Below are 13,486 nucleotides of genomic sequence, written 5' to 3' on the forward strand. Positions count from 1 at the left end.
CGTTTTCTCCGCCTCACACCGCGCTGGCTTGTCGCCGTTGCCGTGTCAGTGGATGCGCATTATAGGGATCCGAACGGGTTACACAACCACTTTCTCGATCTTTTTTTCCGTTCGCGCATTTTTCCACCCTTACGTTGAGTTATTGTGCAGGCAACGCTATTTTCTGAGCAATAAAGCCGGATCCAACCAAGGATCCGGGATCCGTAATATTAACTTTAGGAGATGCGGCATATGTCCGAGGCATTACGCCCGTTTAAAGGAGCGCTGCCGGTTATCGGTAAAAACGTCATGGTGGACCCTTCCAGTGTAGTTATCGGGGAGGTCACACTGGCGGATGATGTGAGCATCTGGCCATTAGTGGTCATCCGGGGTGATGTCAACTTCATCCGGATTGGGTCTCGCTCCAATATTCAGGATGGCAGCGTCTTGCACGTAACCCACTGTTCGGAAAAAAACGTGAATGGAAATCCATTAATTATTGGGGAAGACGTTACCGTAGGGCACAAAGCCATGCTGCATGGTTGCACGATCGGCAATCGTGTTCTGGTGGGCATGGGTTCAATTCTTCTTGATGGCGTCACCGTTGAAGATGACGTCATCATTGGTGCGGGTAGTCTGGTTTCACCGGGAAAGACGCTGGAGAAAGGTTACCTTTATCTTGGTAGTCCAGCTAAAAAGGTTCGCCCACTGACAGAGCAGGAACTGGAAGGGCTGCTTTATTCATCCAATAACTATGTGCGCTGGAAAGACGAATATCTAAGCCAATCACACCAGTGAAGCAATTGGCGCTTTTCATCAATGAATTTCATCACTAAACAGAAAGCGCCCTTGCTCGTCGTATTCATCATCACGAATCAAGCGTTCAAACTCATCTTCCCAATCCCAGCGATGTTCACGGAACAGTGACAGCCACTGTTCCGGTTGCACATCACCATAGCGTTCCAGCAGAACATATCGTCTAATCACGCACTCGCGCTGGAACCCGCCGACCAGGGCCGGAAAAATGATCGCCCCATCATGATCACTCCACCATTCCCGATCTGGAAACTGAATCGCCTGATTCATGTTCCCAGTTCCTGTTTCATTTTATGAATTACCGGTACGACATCCGGCATGACGCCATGCCACAAATTGAACGCATGCGCCGCCTGCCAGACCAGCATCCCCATTCCGTCAACATAACGTTGTGCCCCCTGCCGGATGCACCACGTCAAAAAAGGGGTCGGTTCCGACTGATAAAACATGTCATAGCAACACACATCAGAAGAAATTAGAGAGGCTGGCAGATCAGGAACATCGCCCGCTACCCCCGATGAGGTAGCATTGATAATCAAATCAAAATGATGACTGCCCAACTTTTCCATCGGCAACGCGCTCACCTGACCATAGCGGCTGAAATGTTCAGCCAGTGCGTCAGCTCTGGCGAATGTGCGATTAGCGATAATTAACTCGCATCCGTACGCCAGCAAAGGCTGAATAACGCCGCGTGCTGCGCCCCCCGCCCCCACCAGCAACACCCGGTTATGAGGCTGGATAAACTCATGCTGCTGCAAATCACTCAGCAGACCAATACCGTCAGTATTGTCGCCATAAAGCGAACCATCGCCTTTCCTTTGGATCGTATTGACGGCGCCAGCGGAACGAGCACGTTCGCTCAACTCATCCATAGCCGCACATGCGCGTTCCTTGAACGGAGCCGTCACATTGGCGCCGCATGCTCCATGTTGAAAAAACGCGTTCAGGCTGTCCTCAAAACCATCCAACGGCGCCAGTATTCGCTCGTAGGTCAGCGAGATCCCCGTCTGCTCGGCAAATAACGCATGAATGCGCGGCGATTTGCTGTGCGCAATAGGATGACCAAAAACCGCAAAAGATTGACTCACGGACACCTTGTTCTCCAATACTTGCTACCCCTGACGCAACATTTCTCCCGTCAAGGCATCACGAATTTCCGATGGATTCAGACGACCGCCAACCTCTCCATTCAGGACAGGAAAACGCTCGCCAAACTGCGCCACCACTTCACTGACTGTACGACACGGCGGCTGGCCGCTCAGATTTGCACTGGTAGAAACCAGCGGCTTTCCGAACGCCAGACACAGCTGCTTAACCAGCGGGTGATCGCTCACTCGCACCGCCAGTGAGGTGAACCGCCCGGTCAGCCAATCCGGCGTTACCGTTTTGGCCGGAAGCACCCAGGTAACCGGCCCTGGCCAGGAGGCAAAGATGGTCTGGCGCTGAATGTTCGACAAGGCCGACATGTCGACATAAGGTTCCAGTTGCTGAAAATCCGCCGCAATTAGGATCAGCCCTTTTTCACGTGGGCGTTGTTTCAACGCCAACAAACGTTCTACCGCCGTTTCACTGTCGGGATCACACCCAAGCCCAAATACAGCCTCCGTTGGGTAGGCGATCACATTTTCTTCCCGCAGTTGCTGTAACAACGGTGCTAAATCTTCAGAATTTAAATTACTCATCACAATGACTTTCTTCAGCCGATACCGGCTTTCCACACAATTTACTGGCACAAAAGCGTCTTACGCCCTGCGCAGTTTTCTTCTCTATCAATAACGGGTAATGGCAGTATTCGCATTCCCCCGCGATCGGCTTGTGATTCAGCGTGAATTGACAGGCAGGATAACGTTCGCAGGAGTGAAACGTCTTGCCATAACGAGATTTACGCTGAAGCAATCGGCCGTCATGGCACTGGGGACATGTCAGGGTCGTTTCATCCGGGCGATCGATGGCTTCCGTATGCTCGCATTCAGGATAGTTACTGCAACAGATGAACATGCCATAACGCCCCTGACGCAGCACCAGCGCCGACTGGCAACGAGGGCAATGCTGCCCATCCAGCACTTTCACCACATGCCCATCAGCATAGGCTTTAAGCGGTCGAATATAATGGCATTCAGGATAACGGGAACAACCAAGAAACGGGCCGTGCTGCCCGGAACGGATAACCAACACGGCCCCACATTCAGGGCACACCTGCTGCGGCTTTTCAGCAATAAGTATGGTTTTAGCCATGATTTACTTTGATTCCCGACTACTGCAAATACCCTTCATTGGCTTCAAAGAGTAAATCTTCCATTTGCTGATAAGCATTTTCGCAACCTGGCACATTGAACAGCACCATCAGAATGACCCATTTTAGATCTTCCAGGTCAAAATCCTGCGTTTCAAGCGCCATCACCCGATCAATGACCATCTCGCGGGTTTCCAGATTGAGCACTTTAATCTGCTCAAGAAACAGCAGAAAGCCGCGACAATCCACATCCAGACGTTGTTCCTCTTCAGCGGTGTAAATGCGCAACGCCAGAGGGTCGCTGGCCAACGCCAGTGGCGGGGTTTGCCCTTCCTGCAAGTCGGCTAGTTTTTCAAGCCAGTCCAGCGCGCTGTAGATATCGTCACGATCAAATCCCGCGCGGGTGAGGTCATCAGTCAACGTATCCTGATCGACACGCATTTCGGTTTCATTGTGGATGTAAGTTTCAAACAAGTACATTAGTACGTCGAACATGGCCTGCCCTCCTTATACGGACATAGCCGCCGGGTACAGCTGCGATCCACCCTGCTAACTCCAGATCCAGTAACTTAATCACCACCTCTGGCACAGGTTGGCCGGCACGTTCAGCGACAACGTCAACAGGTGTAACCTCATCTCCTACGGTAGCCAACACATCAGCAAATGGCAATTCCAGTTCGTCTTCCGTCGCACAAATAATTCCCGGAACGCCCTCACTAGGAATATCGGCAAACCAGCGCAGTCCATTATGGAGTTGTTCAAAAATGTCCTGAGGTTGGGTAACCAGGCTGGCCCCTTGCTGTATTAGCCAGTGATTACCTTCCGTCATCGGATTGCCAATCGGACCGGGCAGAGCGAATACCTCGCGATTTTGTTCCAACGCATAACGCGCCGTCACCAGCGAGCCACTACGCATCGATGCCTCCACCACCAGAACGCCCAGGCTTAATCCGCTGATGATGCGATTGCGGCGAGGGAAATTCACCGGCAACGGCCGAGTATTCAGAGGAAACTCCGACACCAGAGCCCCACCCTGCTGCACAATTGCATCCGCCAGCGTCAGATGCCGGCGCGGATAAAGCTGGTTTAATCCGCTCCCCAATACCGCAATGGTTTTCCCTCCCGCCTGCAGGGCGGCCTGATGGGCAATACCATCGATCCCCACAGCAAGCCCGCTGGTTATGGTCAGATGATTCAGGCTGAGTTGCTGGCTGAAGACATGCCCCCACTGTTCGCCGTAAGCGCTATTGTTGCGACTGCCAATCACCGCAATCTGCGGAGATGACAGTACGCCAACATCTCCGGCGACATACAAACATACCGGGGGCGAAACAATGTTACTGAGCAAAGGGGGATAATCGGCGCTGTTGAATGTCACCAGGTGATGATCCGGCGTTTCCAGCCAATGCACTGTATTCTGGATATCCAGATCGCTCAGAGCGAGAAACTGCTCGGTCTGACTTTCCGTTAGGCCAAGCGATTTCAGATATCCCGCCGGATACGAGTTTTCGGCCTGCAATTGACCGAACAATGCGGCGCACCTTTTGGCGCCAAGGCCCTTAACCGACGCCAGACGCAACCAGATTTCCATATCCGTCATATCCCACTCCGCATCCTGCTGTGCAATGGCCGTGATGCTGTCAATCACCCTCGGAAATGTCTACAATAAAGACTGGAGCATTCTAACCACCTGAATACAGATCTAAACATATATGTCAGTGTTGCAAGTATTACATTTCCCCGATGAGCGGCTTCGCATTAAGGCGCAGCCGGTAAAAGAAGTTAATGCAGAGATTCAGCGTATCGTGGACGATATGTTCGATACCATGTACGAGGAAGAAGGCATTGGCCTCGCGGCCACGCAAGTTGATATCCATCAGCGCATCATCGTGATCGATGTTTCAGAAGAACGGGATCAACGACTGGTCTTGATCAACCCGGAACTGCTGGAGAAATCTGGTGATACCGGAATTGAAGAAGGCTGTTTGTCCATTCCTGAAACTCGCGCGCTGGTTCCGCGGGCAGAACACGTCAAAGTGCGCGCGCTGGATCGCGAAGGTAACCCGTTTGAGTTGGAAGCCGACGGCTTGCTGGCGATTTGCATTCAGCATGAAATGGATCACTTGGTCGGCAAACTGTTTATCGACTACCTGTCGCCGCTGAAGCGCCAACGCATCCGCCAGAAGCTGGAAAAATTGGCCAGACAAAACAGCAAGGCATAAGCAGTCCCGTAAACCTATTTCCAGGCAGGAAACCACGTGTCATTACGCATTATTTTCGCAGGAACGCCTGATTTCGCCGCACAGCATCTTGCAGCGCTGCTATCGTCAGAGCATGAGGTTGTCGGCGTGTTCACCCAACCGGACCGCCCGGCAGGCCGCGGCAACAAGCTGACGCCCAGCCCGGTTAAAGTGCTGGCTGAACAGCATGGTATTCCGGTATTCCAACCCAAATCATTACGCCCTGTTGAGAATCAACAACTGGTGGCGGAACTGGGCGCTGATGTAATGGTTGTGGTTGCCTATGGCCTCATCCTGCCGCAAGCCGTACTTGATATGCCTCGCCTGGGGTGCATCAATGTGCATGGTTCGCTGCTGCCGCGCTGGCGTGGAGCGGCGCCGATACAGCGCGCGCTCTGGGCTGGCGATGCACAGACGGGAGTCACGATCATGCAGATGGACGCCGGGCTGGATACTGGCGCCATGCTTCACAAAATCGAATGCCCGATTCTGCCGGATGACACCAGCGCCACACTGTATGACAAGCTGGCAAAGCTGGGTCCTCAGGGATTAATGGATACACTGGCGCAATTGTCCGCCTCTCAGGTGACCGCCGAAGCACAGGACGACAGCCTGGCAACCTATGCAGAAAAACTGAGCAAGGAAGAGGCGCGTCTGGACTGGCAATTGTCGGCAAAACAGCTGGAACGCTGCATCCGTGCCTTCAATCCGTGGCCAGTCAGCTATTTTCTGATTGAGGAACAACCGGTAAAAATCTGGAAAGCCGAGGCGCTGAACGCCTCGCATCAGCAACATCCAGGAACCATACTTGCTGCCGATAAAGACGGCATCCGGATTGCTACCGCTGACGGCGTATTAAATATTCAGATCCTGCAACCCTCGGGCAAAAAAGCCATGTCAGCACAGGATTTGCTTAACTCTCGCCGCGAATGGTTCACCCCGGGCCACACACTGGCCTGATACCACGGTACCGACCTTATGTCGGTACCACTGACATTCTCCTACCCGTTCTGAACCGATGAAAAGCACATATAATCTTCGTAGCATTGCCGCCACTGCTCTTGTCCAGGTTGTCGAACAAGGGCAATCACTCAGCCACCTGCTCCCTACGCTCCAGCGAGACATCAGTGAGAAGGATCGCGGCCTGCTGCAAGAGATCTGCTTTGGCGTATTACGCTTATTACCACAGCTGGATTGGTATCTTCGTCAACTGATGGCCAAACCGCTTACCGGCAAGCAGAAGGTACTGCATTATCTGTTGATGGTAGGTATCTATCAGCTCATCCACACTCGCATTCCTCCCCATGCCGCGCTGGCGGAAACGGTTAACGGCGCGGTTGCCCTGAAACGGCCTCAGTTGAAAGGATTAATCAATGGCGTATTACGCCAGTTCCAGCGTCAGCAGGACGAATTGCAGCAACGGCTGCAGAACAATCCGGCGCGCTATGCGCACCCCGAGTGGTTGTTGCAACGACTGAAAAAGGCCTATCCCGAGCAATGGGAGCGCATCGTCGAGGCGAACAATCAGCATCCTCCCATGTGGTTACGGGTCAACCGGCAGCATCATACTCAGGCAGCCTATCTGACGTTACTGCAGGAAAAAGAGATAGAAGCTTATCCTCACCCTTTCTATGCGGATGCCATTCGACTGGGGACACCCTGCGCCGTCAATCAGTTACCGGGGTTCGAACAGGGCTGGGTCACCGTACAGGACGCGTCGGCACAAGGCTGTATCCACTGGTTGTCGCCGCAAGACCACGAAGATATTCTCGATCTGTGCGCCGCGCCTGGCGGCAAGACAACACATATACTTGAAGCCGCTCCTCATGCTCATGTACTTGCCGTTGACGTGGATGAACAACGGCTGAAGCGGGTCAGAGAGAATTTGCAACGCCTTGGTCAACACGCCGAGGTCAAATGTGGAGATGGCCGAACACCAACAGCATGGTGTGGGGACAAGCGCTTTGATCGTATTTTGCTGGATGCTCCTTGCTCCGCGACCGGCGTCATTCGCCGTCACCCGGATATCAAGTGGTTGCGCCGCGATAGCGATATCGCCGAACTGGCTGCTATGCAACAGGCAATTCTGGAAGCTATCTGGCCACGGCTGAAAAATGGCGGCACGCTGGTGTACGCCACCTGCTCTATACTACCGGAGGAAAACCACCAGCAAGTGGCCGCATTTCTGCAACGCCATCCTGATGCCGCATTGGTTGATACCGGTAGCCCGCAGCACCCTGGGATTCAGAAATTACCCGCGGCGGAAGATGGCGATGGTTTCTTTTATGCGAAGCTGGTAAAAAACGGGCAATAGCTCTAACCGGTTGATAAGCCCCGACAGGAACAGACACGGCAGAAATCACGATGAAGATAATTATTCTTGGTGCAGGTCAGGTTGGCGGAACGCTGGCAGAAAATCTGTCAGGCGAAAACAATGATATTACCGTTGTGGACACCAATACGACCCGGCTACGCCAGCTTCAGGACAAATTCGATCTGCGCGTGGTGACTGGCTATGCCTCTCATCCGCGCATATTGCGCGAAGCCGGCGCTGAAGATGCAGATATGTTGATCGCCGTAACCAATTCCGACGAAACCAACATGATCGCCTGTCAGGTCGCTTACTCCCTGTTCAATACTCCCAACCGCATCGCGCGTATCCGCTCATCGGAGTATATCCGTGAATCTGAGCAATTGTTTCAGGCGGAAGCCGTCCCGATTGATCACCTTATTTCGCCGGAACAACTGGTTATCGACAATATTTATAAATTGATCGAGTATCCGGGCGCATTGCAGGTAGTCAATTTCGCAGAGGGGAAAGTCAGTATTGCCGCAGTAAATGCATACTATGGCGGGCCGTTGGTGGGTAATGCGATTGCAACGATGCGCGACCATATGCCTCACATAGAAACGCGAGTCGCAGCCATTTTCCGCCATGACCGGCCGATTCGTCCTCAAGGCTCAACCGTGATTGAAGCCGGCGATGAAGTGTTCTTTATCGCCGCCTCACAGCATATTCGGGCGGTGATGAGTGAGATGCAGCGGCTGGAGAAGCCCTATAAGCGCATCATGATTGTTGGGGGCGGAAATGTGGGCGCTGGCCTGGCCCTCAGACTCGAAAAGGATTATAGCGTCAAGCTAATAGAGCGCGACGCGCTGCGAGCCGCTGAGTTAGCGGAGCGCTTACAACACACTATCGTCTTTCACGGCGATGCTTCTGACCAGGAGTTACTGGCTCAGGAGCACGTTGAACAGATTGATGTATTCATCGCCATCACCAACGATGATGAAGCGAATATCATGTCAGCCATGCTGGCAAAACGGATGGGTGCCAAAAAAGCGATGGTCCTGATCCAGCGCCGGGCCTATGTCGACCTGGTGCAGGGCAGTGTCATTGATGTTGCTATTTCGCCACAACAGGCCACCATTTCCGCATTGCTGGGACATGTGCGTAAAGCGGATATCGTCAGTGTATCGTCGCTGCGACGCGGTGTTGCAGAAGCGATTGAAGCAATTGCACATGGTGATGAAGGCACATCGAAAGTAGTCGGCCGCATGATCGCCGATATCAAACTGCCGCCAGGAACAATTATCGGTGCAATTGTGCGCGGCGACGACGTCATCATTGCCAATAACAATTTGCAAATAGAACAGGGTGACCATGTCATTATGTTTTTGACTGACAAGAAATATGTGTCCGACGTCGAGCGTTTATTCCAACCCAGCCCATTCTTCCTCTAACCTTTCCTCAGGGCGTTTTATCCTGCGCGCCCTGAAATATCCCTTTTTGGTAAATTTTCCATCGCTTGTTAAAATTAAAAAAGGTTTTATCGGGGAGAGTGTTATGAGCTTTATAAAAGAGTTTCGTGAATTCGCTATGCGCGGCAACGTGGTTGACCTGGCTGTCGGGGTCATTATCGGCGCCGCATTCGGAAAAATCGTATCGTCGTTGGTATCGGACATTATCATGCCACCACTGGGACTCTTGATCGGCGGCGTCGATTTCAAACAGTTTCATTGGGTTTTGCGAGAGGCGCAAGGCAATATAGCCGCAGTCAGTATTAATTACGGCGTATTCATTCAGAATATTTTTGATTTTATCATCGTTGCATTTGCCATTTTTATGGCCATCAAGCTCATGAATAAATTACGTCGTACCCAACAGGAAGAACCCAATGCGCCGCCCAAGATCAGCGCAGAAGAAAAATTACTGACAGAGATCCGAGATTTACTCAAACAACAGGCCGATAACCATTCCAAAAACGCATAATTGTCTTAACGGCAGAATCAACATGCCAGAAGGCCAGTGGTAAAAGCATTGTTTTCTTACCACTGGCCTCCCAGTTCTTACCCTGTGCTTTTTGATGTTTCTCTTTCCTGCGATAGCTCCCTTTACCTTTTGTATTCTGCTCAACACGCTGGTGAAACAGAGGGTCATGGAGCAGCGCCTCAAGTGCGTTATCTTTTATCTGCCCTTTAGTATGGCGATAATGTGACATAAATCTACCTCATTCGATGGATGTTATATTCAACGTAAATTGCCTGTTATAACAAGCGGTTCAGTCATCTTTAACGGAGATATTCTTCTCCAATCGCATGCCTAATGCATGCTGATAAGACCCTTTCAGAAAATCGGTATTCATTCCTGACAGCTGCAGGCGTAACTCTAGCGCCTTGAGCCGCCGGGATAAATCGGTATAGTCTGCTGATGCTGGGTCAGCCGCGCGCAGTAAATTTACCAATGTCAGCGCTTCTTTGCGATCGGATAGTTCCGGCGGCAAAAAACCGCCATTCTTCATCAGATGGTATGCGCTGCGTAGTTCAACAGGAACAGCGCTATTGTCATCCAACTGAAGCGGCTTACCGCTGCCTGGCAAATGGTCTAACTCCCCACGCTTTTGCGCCTCAATGATATGGCGCTCGGCCCATTCATCAATAGGGAACATAAAACAGCCTCCCGCACGATCTTTCATCCACATGATAGTAAATTGAAGAGAGTTCGAACAGCAACAAGGCGGGGTTTAATGAGGACGTAAAAAAACCGGGTTTCCCCGGCTTTTTTACGCTAGTGCAAATTACTCTGCAGCAGCAACTTCTTCTGTCTGAGAAACTGCGCGATCAACGAGCTCGATGTATGCCATCGGCGCATTGTCACCAGCACGGAAGCCACACTTCAGAATACGAGTGTAACCACCGGCGCGGCTCGCGAAACGCGGGCCCAGTTCATTAAACAGTTTAGCCACGATCTCGTTATCACGAGTACGGGCGAATGCCAGACGACGATTAGCAACGCTGTCGGTCTTGGCAAGAGTAATCAGCGGTTCAACAACACGACGCAGCTCTTTCGCTTTCGGCAGGGTCGTCTTGATAATCTCATGACGAACCAAAGAACCAGCCATGTTGCGGAACATAGCCTGGCGATGGCTGCTGTTACGGTTCAGTTGACGACCACTCTTACGATGGCGCATGACCTTATCCTTCTCAGTAAAACCTTAACCTGTGATCCGGTTACTCATCAGCAATGCTTGCCGGCGGCCAGTTTTCCAGGCGCATGCCCAGAGACAGACCACGAGAAGCCAGCACGTCTTTAATCTCAGTAAGAGATTTTTTACCCAGGTTAGGCGTTTTAAGCAGTTCAACCTCGGTACGCTGTACCAGATCACCGATGTAGTGGATAGCTTCTGCCTTAAGGCAGTTAGCAGAGCGGACAGTCAATTCAAGATCGTCAACAGGGCGCAGCAGGATCGGATCGAATTCTGGTTTCTCTTCTTTCACTTCCGGCTGACGTACATCACGCAAGTCAACGAAAGCTTCCAATTGTTCAGCCAGAATGGTCGCCGCACGGCGGATCGCCTCTTCAGGATCGATCGTGCCATTGGTTTCCATCTCGATAACCAGCTTGTCCAGGTCGGTACGCTGTTCAACACGAGCTGCTTCAACATTGTAAGCGATACGCTCAACAGGGCTGTAGCAAGCGTCGACTAACAGGCGACCGATCGGGCGCTCATCTTCTTCCGTATGAATACGGGCAGACGCCGGCACATAACCGCGACCACGCTGAACTTTGATACGCATATTGATAGATGCGTTCTCATCGGTCAGATGGCAGATCACATGCTGTGGCTTGACGATTTCGACATCACCGTCGTGGGTGATGTCGGCTGCAGTCACAGGGCCAATGCCAGATTTATTCAGGGTAAGAATAACTTCATCTTTGCCTTGAACTCTCACCGCCAGCCCTTTCAGGTTGAGCAGGATTTCCAGGATATCTTCCTGTACGCCTTCTTTGGTGCTGTACTCGTGCAGTACACCATCAATCTCAACCTCGGTCACCGCGCAACCAGGCATGGATGAAAGCAGAATACGGCGCAGTGCGTTACCAAGAGTATGGCCGAAGCCCCGCTCTAACGGCTCAAGGGTCACCTTGGCGTGCGTCGAACTGACTTGCTCGATATCTACCAGGCGCGGTTTTAGAAACTCTGTCACAGAACCCTGCATTGTGTCCTCTCTTTGGTACTAAGCTTTACTTGGAGTAAAGCTCGACGATCAGGTGTTCATTAATGTCCGCAGACAGATCGGTACGTTCAGGAATACGCTTGAACACACCTTCCATCTTGGCAGCATCAACTTCCAGCCAAGTTGGCTTTTCACGCTGTTCAGCCAGCTCCAGAGCGGCCTTAACACGAGACTGCTTTTTCGCTTTCTCGCGGATGCTGACTACGTCATTCGGAGATACCTGATAAGAAGCGATGTTAACAACGCGACCATTTACCATGACAGCCTTGTGACTTACCAGCTGACGAGATTCTGCACGAGTCGCGCCGAAGCCCATACGGTAAACAACGTTGTCCAGACGACCTTCCAGCAACTGCAACAGGTTTGCACCTGTATTGCCTTTCAGGCGAGCGGCTTCTTTGTAGTAGTTACGGAACTGGCGCTCCAGAACACCGTAGATACGGCGAACTTTCTGCTTTTCACGCAACTGCACACCATAGTCAGACAGACGCGGTTTACGCGCACCGTGCTGACCAGGAGCTTGTTCAATTTTACACTTGGAATCGATCGCGCGAACACCAGACTTTAGAAACAGGTCGGTGCCTTCACGACGGCTCAGCTTGAGCTTAGGACCCAAATATCTTGCCATTTTCTTTCTCCAGCAATCCTAAAAGCGGCGTTACACGCGACGCTTTTTCGGCGGACGACAACCGTTATGAGGGATCGGAGTCACATCAGTAATGTTAGTGATGCGGAAACCAGCCGCGTTCAGTGCGCGGATAGTAGACTCACGGCCCGGACCAGGTCCTTTAACCATAACTTCCAGATTCTTGATACCGTACTCTTTCACAGCTTCAGCGCAGCGCTCTGCTGCTACCTGAGCGGCGAACGGAGTGGATTTACGAGAACCACGGAAACCGGAACCACCGGCAGTTGCCCAACCCAACGCATTACCCTGACGATCGGTAATAGTAACGATGGTGTTGTTGAAAGAAGCATGGATATGAGCCACACCGTCAGAGACTTGCTTTCTTACACGCTTACGTGCACGAATAGGTGCCTTTGCCATTATTCAATCACCCCGATTATTTCTTGATCGGTTTGCGCGGACCCTTACGGGTACGGGCGTTAGTCTTGGTACGCTGACCGCGAACCGGCAGACCACGACGGTGACGCAAACCACGGTAAGTACCAAGGTCCATCAGACGCTTGATGCTCAGGGTGATCTCACGACGCAGATCGCCTTCTACAACAAACTTGGCTACTTCGTCACGCAGCTTATCGATTTGCTCTTCAGACAGCTCACTGATCTTAACATCTTCAGCAATACCCGTTGCAGCACAGATGGATTTGGAACGGGTTTTGCCGATGCCGTAAATAGCAGTTAATGCAATTACGGTATGTTTATGATCAGGAATGTTAATGCCTGCTATACGGGCCACTATGCACTCCTACAATTTTATAAAGCAATACCATACTGAAAAGCCCGTTTTCAGGATACTCAAATGGATATTGCAGTTACATACAAAAGATTGGCTGGCTAATCTAGCCAGCTCAATCCAACTTTGCAAGAAAAATATGCGAGATAATCAGCCTTGGCGCTGTTTATGCTTCGGTTCGGCGCTGCAGATGACGCGAACGATGCCGTTACGCTTAACGATCTTACAGTTACGACATAATTTCTTGACGGAAGCACGAACTTTCATTTTTACTCTCCGTAACT

General features: G+C 51.6%; 20 protein-coding genes. 6 read left to right on the forward strand and 14 right to left on the reverse strand.

Going from position 1 to position 13,486, the window contains the following annotated elements; genetic code table 11:
* The first annotated feature begins 231 nt into the window (after nt 1-231).
* Nucleotides 232-777 (forward strand): gamma carbonic anhydrase family protein, encoded by a 546-nt coding sequence (locus DXXMK7_RS18920; protein ID WP_038921142.1) that lies wholly within the window; start codon nt 232-234, stop codon nt 775-777.
* Between the two features lie 18 nt (nt 778-795).
* Here the strand turns inward: DXXMK7_RS18920 and DXXMK7_RS18925 are convergent, their stop codons facing one another.
* From DXXMK7_RS18925 to dprA, 6 genes are read right to left on the reverse strand one after another with little or no spacing between them, the layout of a single operon-like run.
* Nucleotides 796-1,065, reverse strand: a complete 270-nt coding sequence (locus DXXMK7_RS18925; RefSeq protein WP_038920389.1) for a DUF1488 domain-containing protein — start codon at nt 1,063-1,065, stop codon at nt 796-798.
* Complete coding sequence (gene aroE, locus DXXMK7_RS18930) at nt 1,062-1,889, reverse strand: shikimate dehydrogenase (protein WP_038921143.1); 828 nt, start codon at nt 1,887-1,889, stop codon at nt 1,062-1,064. Before aroE ends, DXXMK7_RS18925 begins: the two co-directional genes overlap by 4 nt.
* A gap of 18 nt (nt 1,890-1,907) precedes the next feature.
* Nucleotides 1,908-2,477, reverse strand: a complete 570-nt coding sequence (gene tsaC, locus DXXMK7_RS18935; protein ID WP_071605239.1) for an L-threonylcarbamoyladenylate synthase type 1 TsaC — start codon at nt 2,475-2,477, stop codon at nt 1,908-1,910.
* A complete protein-coding gene (locus DXXMK7_RS22130; protein ID WP_071605240.1) occupies nt 2,470-3,030 on the reverse strand; it encodes a type I DNA topoisomerase in 561 nt (186 codons plus the stop codon). Before DXXMK7_RS22130 ends, tsaC begins: the two co-directional genes overlap by 8 nt.
* Nucleotides 3,031-3,049: 19 nt before the next feature.
* Entirely contained in the window at nt 3,050-3,523 is a 474-nt protein-coding gene (locus tag DXXMK7_RS18945; protein WP_038920390.1) for a DUF494 family protein, read from the reverse strand.
* On the reverse strand, nt 3,495-4,628 hold the full coding sequence (gene dprA / locus DXXMK7_RS18950) for a DNA-protecting protein DprA (protein ID WP_038921146.1): 1,134 nt from the start codon (nt 4,626-4,628) through the stop codon (nt 3,495-3,497). The genes DXXMK7_RS18945 and dprA overlap by 29 nt, the downstream gene beginning before the upstream one ends.
* A gap of 112 nt (nt 4,629-4,740) precedes the next feature.
* On the opposite strand from dprA, the gene def reads away from it, so the two are divergent.
* The 5 genes from def (at nt 4,741) to mscL (ending at nt 9,538) form a co-directional block, all read left to right on the forward strand.
* The gene (gene def / locus DXXMK7_RS18955) at nt 4,741-5,250 is read left to right on the forward strand and encodes a peptide deformylase (protein ID WP_038920391.1); all 510 of its coding nucleotides are present in this window, start codon (nt 4,741-4,743) and stop codon (nt 5,248-5,250) included.
* Nucleotides 5,251-5,286: 36 nt separating this feature from the next.
* Nucleotides 5,287-6,228: a methionyl-tRNA formyltransferase gene (gene fmt / locus DXXMK7_RS18960; protein ID WP_038920392.1), complete on the forward strand. Its 942-nt coding sequence runs from the start codon at nt 5,287-5,289 to the stop codon at nt 6,226-6,228.
* Between the two features lie 58 nt (nt 6,229-6,286).
* Nucleotides 6,287-7,582 (forward strand): 16S rRNA (cytosine(967)-C(5))-methyltransferase RsmB, encoded by a 1,296-nt coding sequence (gene rsmB, locus DXXMK7_RS18965; protein ID WP_038920393.1) that lies wholly within the window; start codon nt 6,287-6,289, stop codon nt 7,580-7,582.
* Nucleotides 7,583-7,632: 50 nt separating this feature from the next.
* The gene (trkA, locus tag DXXMK7_RS18970; RefSeq protein ID WP_038920394.1) at nt 7,633-9,009 is read left to right on the forward strand and encodes a Trk system potassium transporter TrkA; all 1,377 of its coding nucleotides are present in this window, start codon (nt 7,633-7,635) and stop codon (nt 9,007-9,009) included.
* A gap of 103 nt (nt 9,010-9,112) precedes the next feature.
* Nucleotides 9,113-9,538, forward strand: a complete 426-nt coding sequence (gene mscL / locus DXXMK7_RS18975) for a large-conductance mechanosensitive channel protein MscL (protein ID WP_038920395.1) — start codon at nt 9,113-9,115, stop codon at nt 9,536-9,538.
* Here mscL and DXXMK7_RS22135 read toward each other — a convergent pair.
* The 8 genes from DXXMK7_RS22135 to rpmJ form a co-directional block, all read right to left on the reverse strand.
* Nucleotides 9,501-9,767: an alternative ribosome-rescue factor A gene (locus DXXMK7_RS22135; protein ID WP_071605241.1), complete on the reverse strand. Its 267-nt coding sequence runs from the start codon at nt 9,765-9,767 to the stop codon at nt 9,501-9,503. The genes mscL and DXXMK7_RS22135 overlap by 38 nt on opposite strands.
* Nucleotides 9,768-9,827: 60 nt before the next feature.
* The gene (locus tag DXXMK7_RS18980; RefSeq protein ID WP_038920396.1) at nt 9,828-10,214 is read right to left on the reverse strand and encodes a DUF1992 domain-containing protein; all 387 of its coding nucleotides are present in this window, start codon (nt 10,212-10,214) and stop codon (nt 9,828-9,830) included.
* Nucleotides 10,215-10,343: 129 nt separating this feature from the next.
* Nucleotides 10,344-10,736 (reverse strand): 50S ribosomal protein L17, encoded by a 393-nt coding sequence (gene rplQ, locus DXXMK7_RS18985; protein WP_012768122.1) that lies wholly within the window; start codon nt 10,734-10,736, stop codon nt 10,344-10,346.
* A gap of 40 nt (nt 10,737-10,776) precedes the next feature.
* On the reverse strand, nt 10,777-11,766 hold the full coding sequence (gene rpoA / locus DXXMK7_RS18990) for a DNA-directed RNA polymerase subunit alpha (protein ID WP_012768121.1): 990 nt from the start codon (nt 11,764-11,766) through the stop codon (nt 10,777-10,779).
* A gap of 25 nt (nt 11,767-11,791) precedes the next feature.
* Nucleotides 11,792-12,412: a 30S ribosomal protein S4 gene (gene rpsD / locus DXXMK7_RS18995; protein ID WP_013319692.1), complete on the reverse strand. Its 621-nt coding sequence runs from the start codon at nt 12,410-12,412 to the stop codon at nt 11,792-11,794.
* A gap of 30 nt (nt 12,413-12,442) precedes the next feature.
* Nucleotides 12,443-12,832, reverse strand: a complete 390-nt coding sequence (gene rpsK / locus DXXMK7_RS19000; protein WP_002919257.1) for a 30S ribosomal protein S11 — start codon at nt 12,830-12,832, stop codon at nt 12,443-12,445.
* A 16-nt stretch (nt 12,833-12,848) separates the two neighbouring features.
* Nucleotides 12,849-13,205, reverse strand: a complete 357-nt coding sequence (gene rpsM, locus DXXMK7_RS19005) for a 30S ribosomal protein S13 (RefSeq protein ID WP_012768119.1) — start codon at nt 13,203-13,205, stop codon at nt 12,849-12,851.
* Between the two features lie 147 nt (nt 13,206-13,352).
* Nucleotides 13,353-13,469: a 50S ribosomal protein L36 gene (rpmJ, locus tag DXXMK7_RS22140; protein WP_012768118.1), complete on the reverse strand. Its 117-nt coding sequence runs from the start codon at nt 13,467-13,469 to the stop codon at nt 13,353-13,355.
* Between the last annotated feature and the right edge of the window lie 17 nt (nt 13,470-13,486).

Source organism: Dickeya sp. MK7, from assembly GCF_000406305.1.
Lineage (GTDB): Bacteria > Pseudomonadota > Gammaproteobacteria > Enterobacterales > Enterobacteriaceae > Dickeya > Dickeya fangzhongdai.

What these genes read in the sequence shown, in the direction of transcription:
- DXXMK7_RS18920 (WP_038921142.1), top strand. Translation starts at nt 232, where the DNA reads ATGTCCGAGGCATTACGCCCGTTTAAAGGAGCGCTGCCGGTTATCGGT.
- DXXMK7_RS18925 (WP_038920389.1), bottom strand. Translation starts at nt 1,065, where the DNA reads ATGAATCAGGCGATTCAGTTTCCAGATCGGGAATGGTGGAGTGATCAT.
- tsaC (WP_071605239.1), bottom strand. Translation starts at nt 2,477, where the DNA reads ATGAGTAATTTAAATTCTGAAGATTTAGCACCGTTGTTACAGCAACTG.
- DXXMK7_RS22130 (WP_071605240.1), bottom strand. Translation starts at nt 3,030, where the DNA reads ATGGCTAAAACCATACTTATTGCTGAAAAGCCGCAGCAGGTGTGCCCT.
- DXXMK7_RS18945 (WP_038920390.1), bottom strand. Translation starts at nt 3,523, where the DNA reads ATGTTCGACGTACTAATGTACTTGTTTGAAACTTACATCCACAATGAA.
- dprA (WP_038921146.1), bottom strand. Translation starts at nt 4,628, where the DNA reads ATGACGGATATGGAAATCTGGTTGCGTCTGGCGTCGGTTAAGGGCCTT.
- def (WP_038920391.1), top strand. Translation starts at nt 4,741, where the DNA reads ATGTCAGTGTTGCAAGTATTACATTTCCCCGATGAGCGGCTTCGCATT.
- rsmB (WP_038920393.1), top strand. Translation starts at nt 6,287, where the DNA reads ATGAAAAGCACATATAATCTTCGTAGCATTGCCGCCACTGCTCTTGTC.
- trkA (WP_038920394.1), top strand. Translation starts at nt 7,633, where the DNA reads ATGAAGATAATTATTCTTGGTGCAGGTCAGGTTGGCGGAACGCTGGCA.
- mscL (WP_038920395.1), top strand. Translation starts at nt 9,113, where the DNA reads ATGAGCTTTATAAAAGAGTTTCGTGAATTCGCTATGCGCGGCAACGTG.
- DXXMK7_RS22135 (WP_071605241.1), bottom strand. Translation starts at nt 9,767, where the DNA reads ATGTCACATTATCGCCATACTAAAGGGCAGATAAAAGATAACGCACTT.
- DXXMK7_RS18980 (WP_038920396.1), bottom strand. Translation starts at nt 10,214, where the DNA reads ATGTTCCCTATTGATGAATGGGCCGAGCGCCATATCATTGAGGCGCAA.
- rplQ (WP_012768122.1), bottom strand. Translation starts at nt 10,736, where the DNA reads ATGCGCCATCGTAAGAGTGGTCGTCAACTGAACCGTAACAGCAGCCAT.
- rpoA (WP_012768121.1), bottom strand. Translation starts at nt 11,766, where the DNA reads ATGCAGGGTTCTGTGACAGAGTTTCTAAAACCGCGCCTGGTAGATATC.
- rpsD (WP_013319692.1), bottom strand. Translation starts at nt 12,412, where the DNA reads ATGGCAAGATATTTGGGTCCTAAGCTCAAGCTGAGCCGTCGTGAAGGC.
- rpsK (WP_002919257.1), bottom strand. Translation starts at nt 12,832, where the DNA reads ATGGCAAAGGCACCTATTCGTGCACGTAAGCGTGTAAGAAAGCAAGTC.
- rpmJ (WP_012768118.1), bottom strand. Translation starts at nt 13,469, where the DNA reads ATGAAAGTTCGTGCTTCCGTCAAGAAATTATGTCGTAACTGTAAGATC.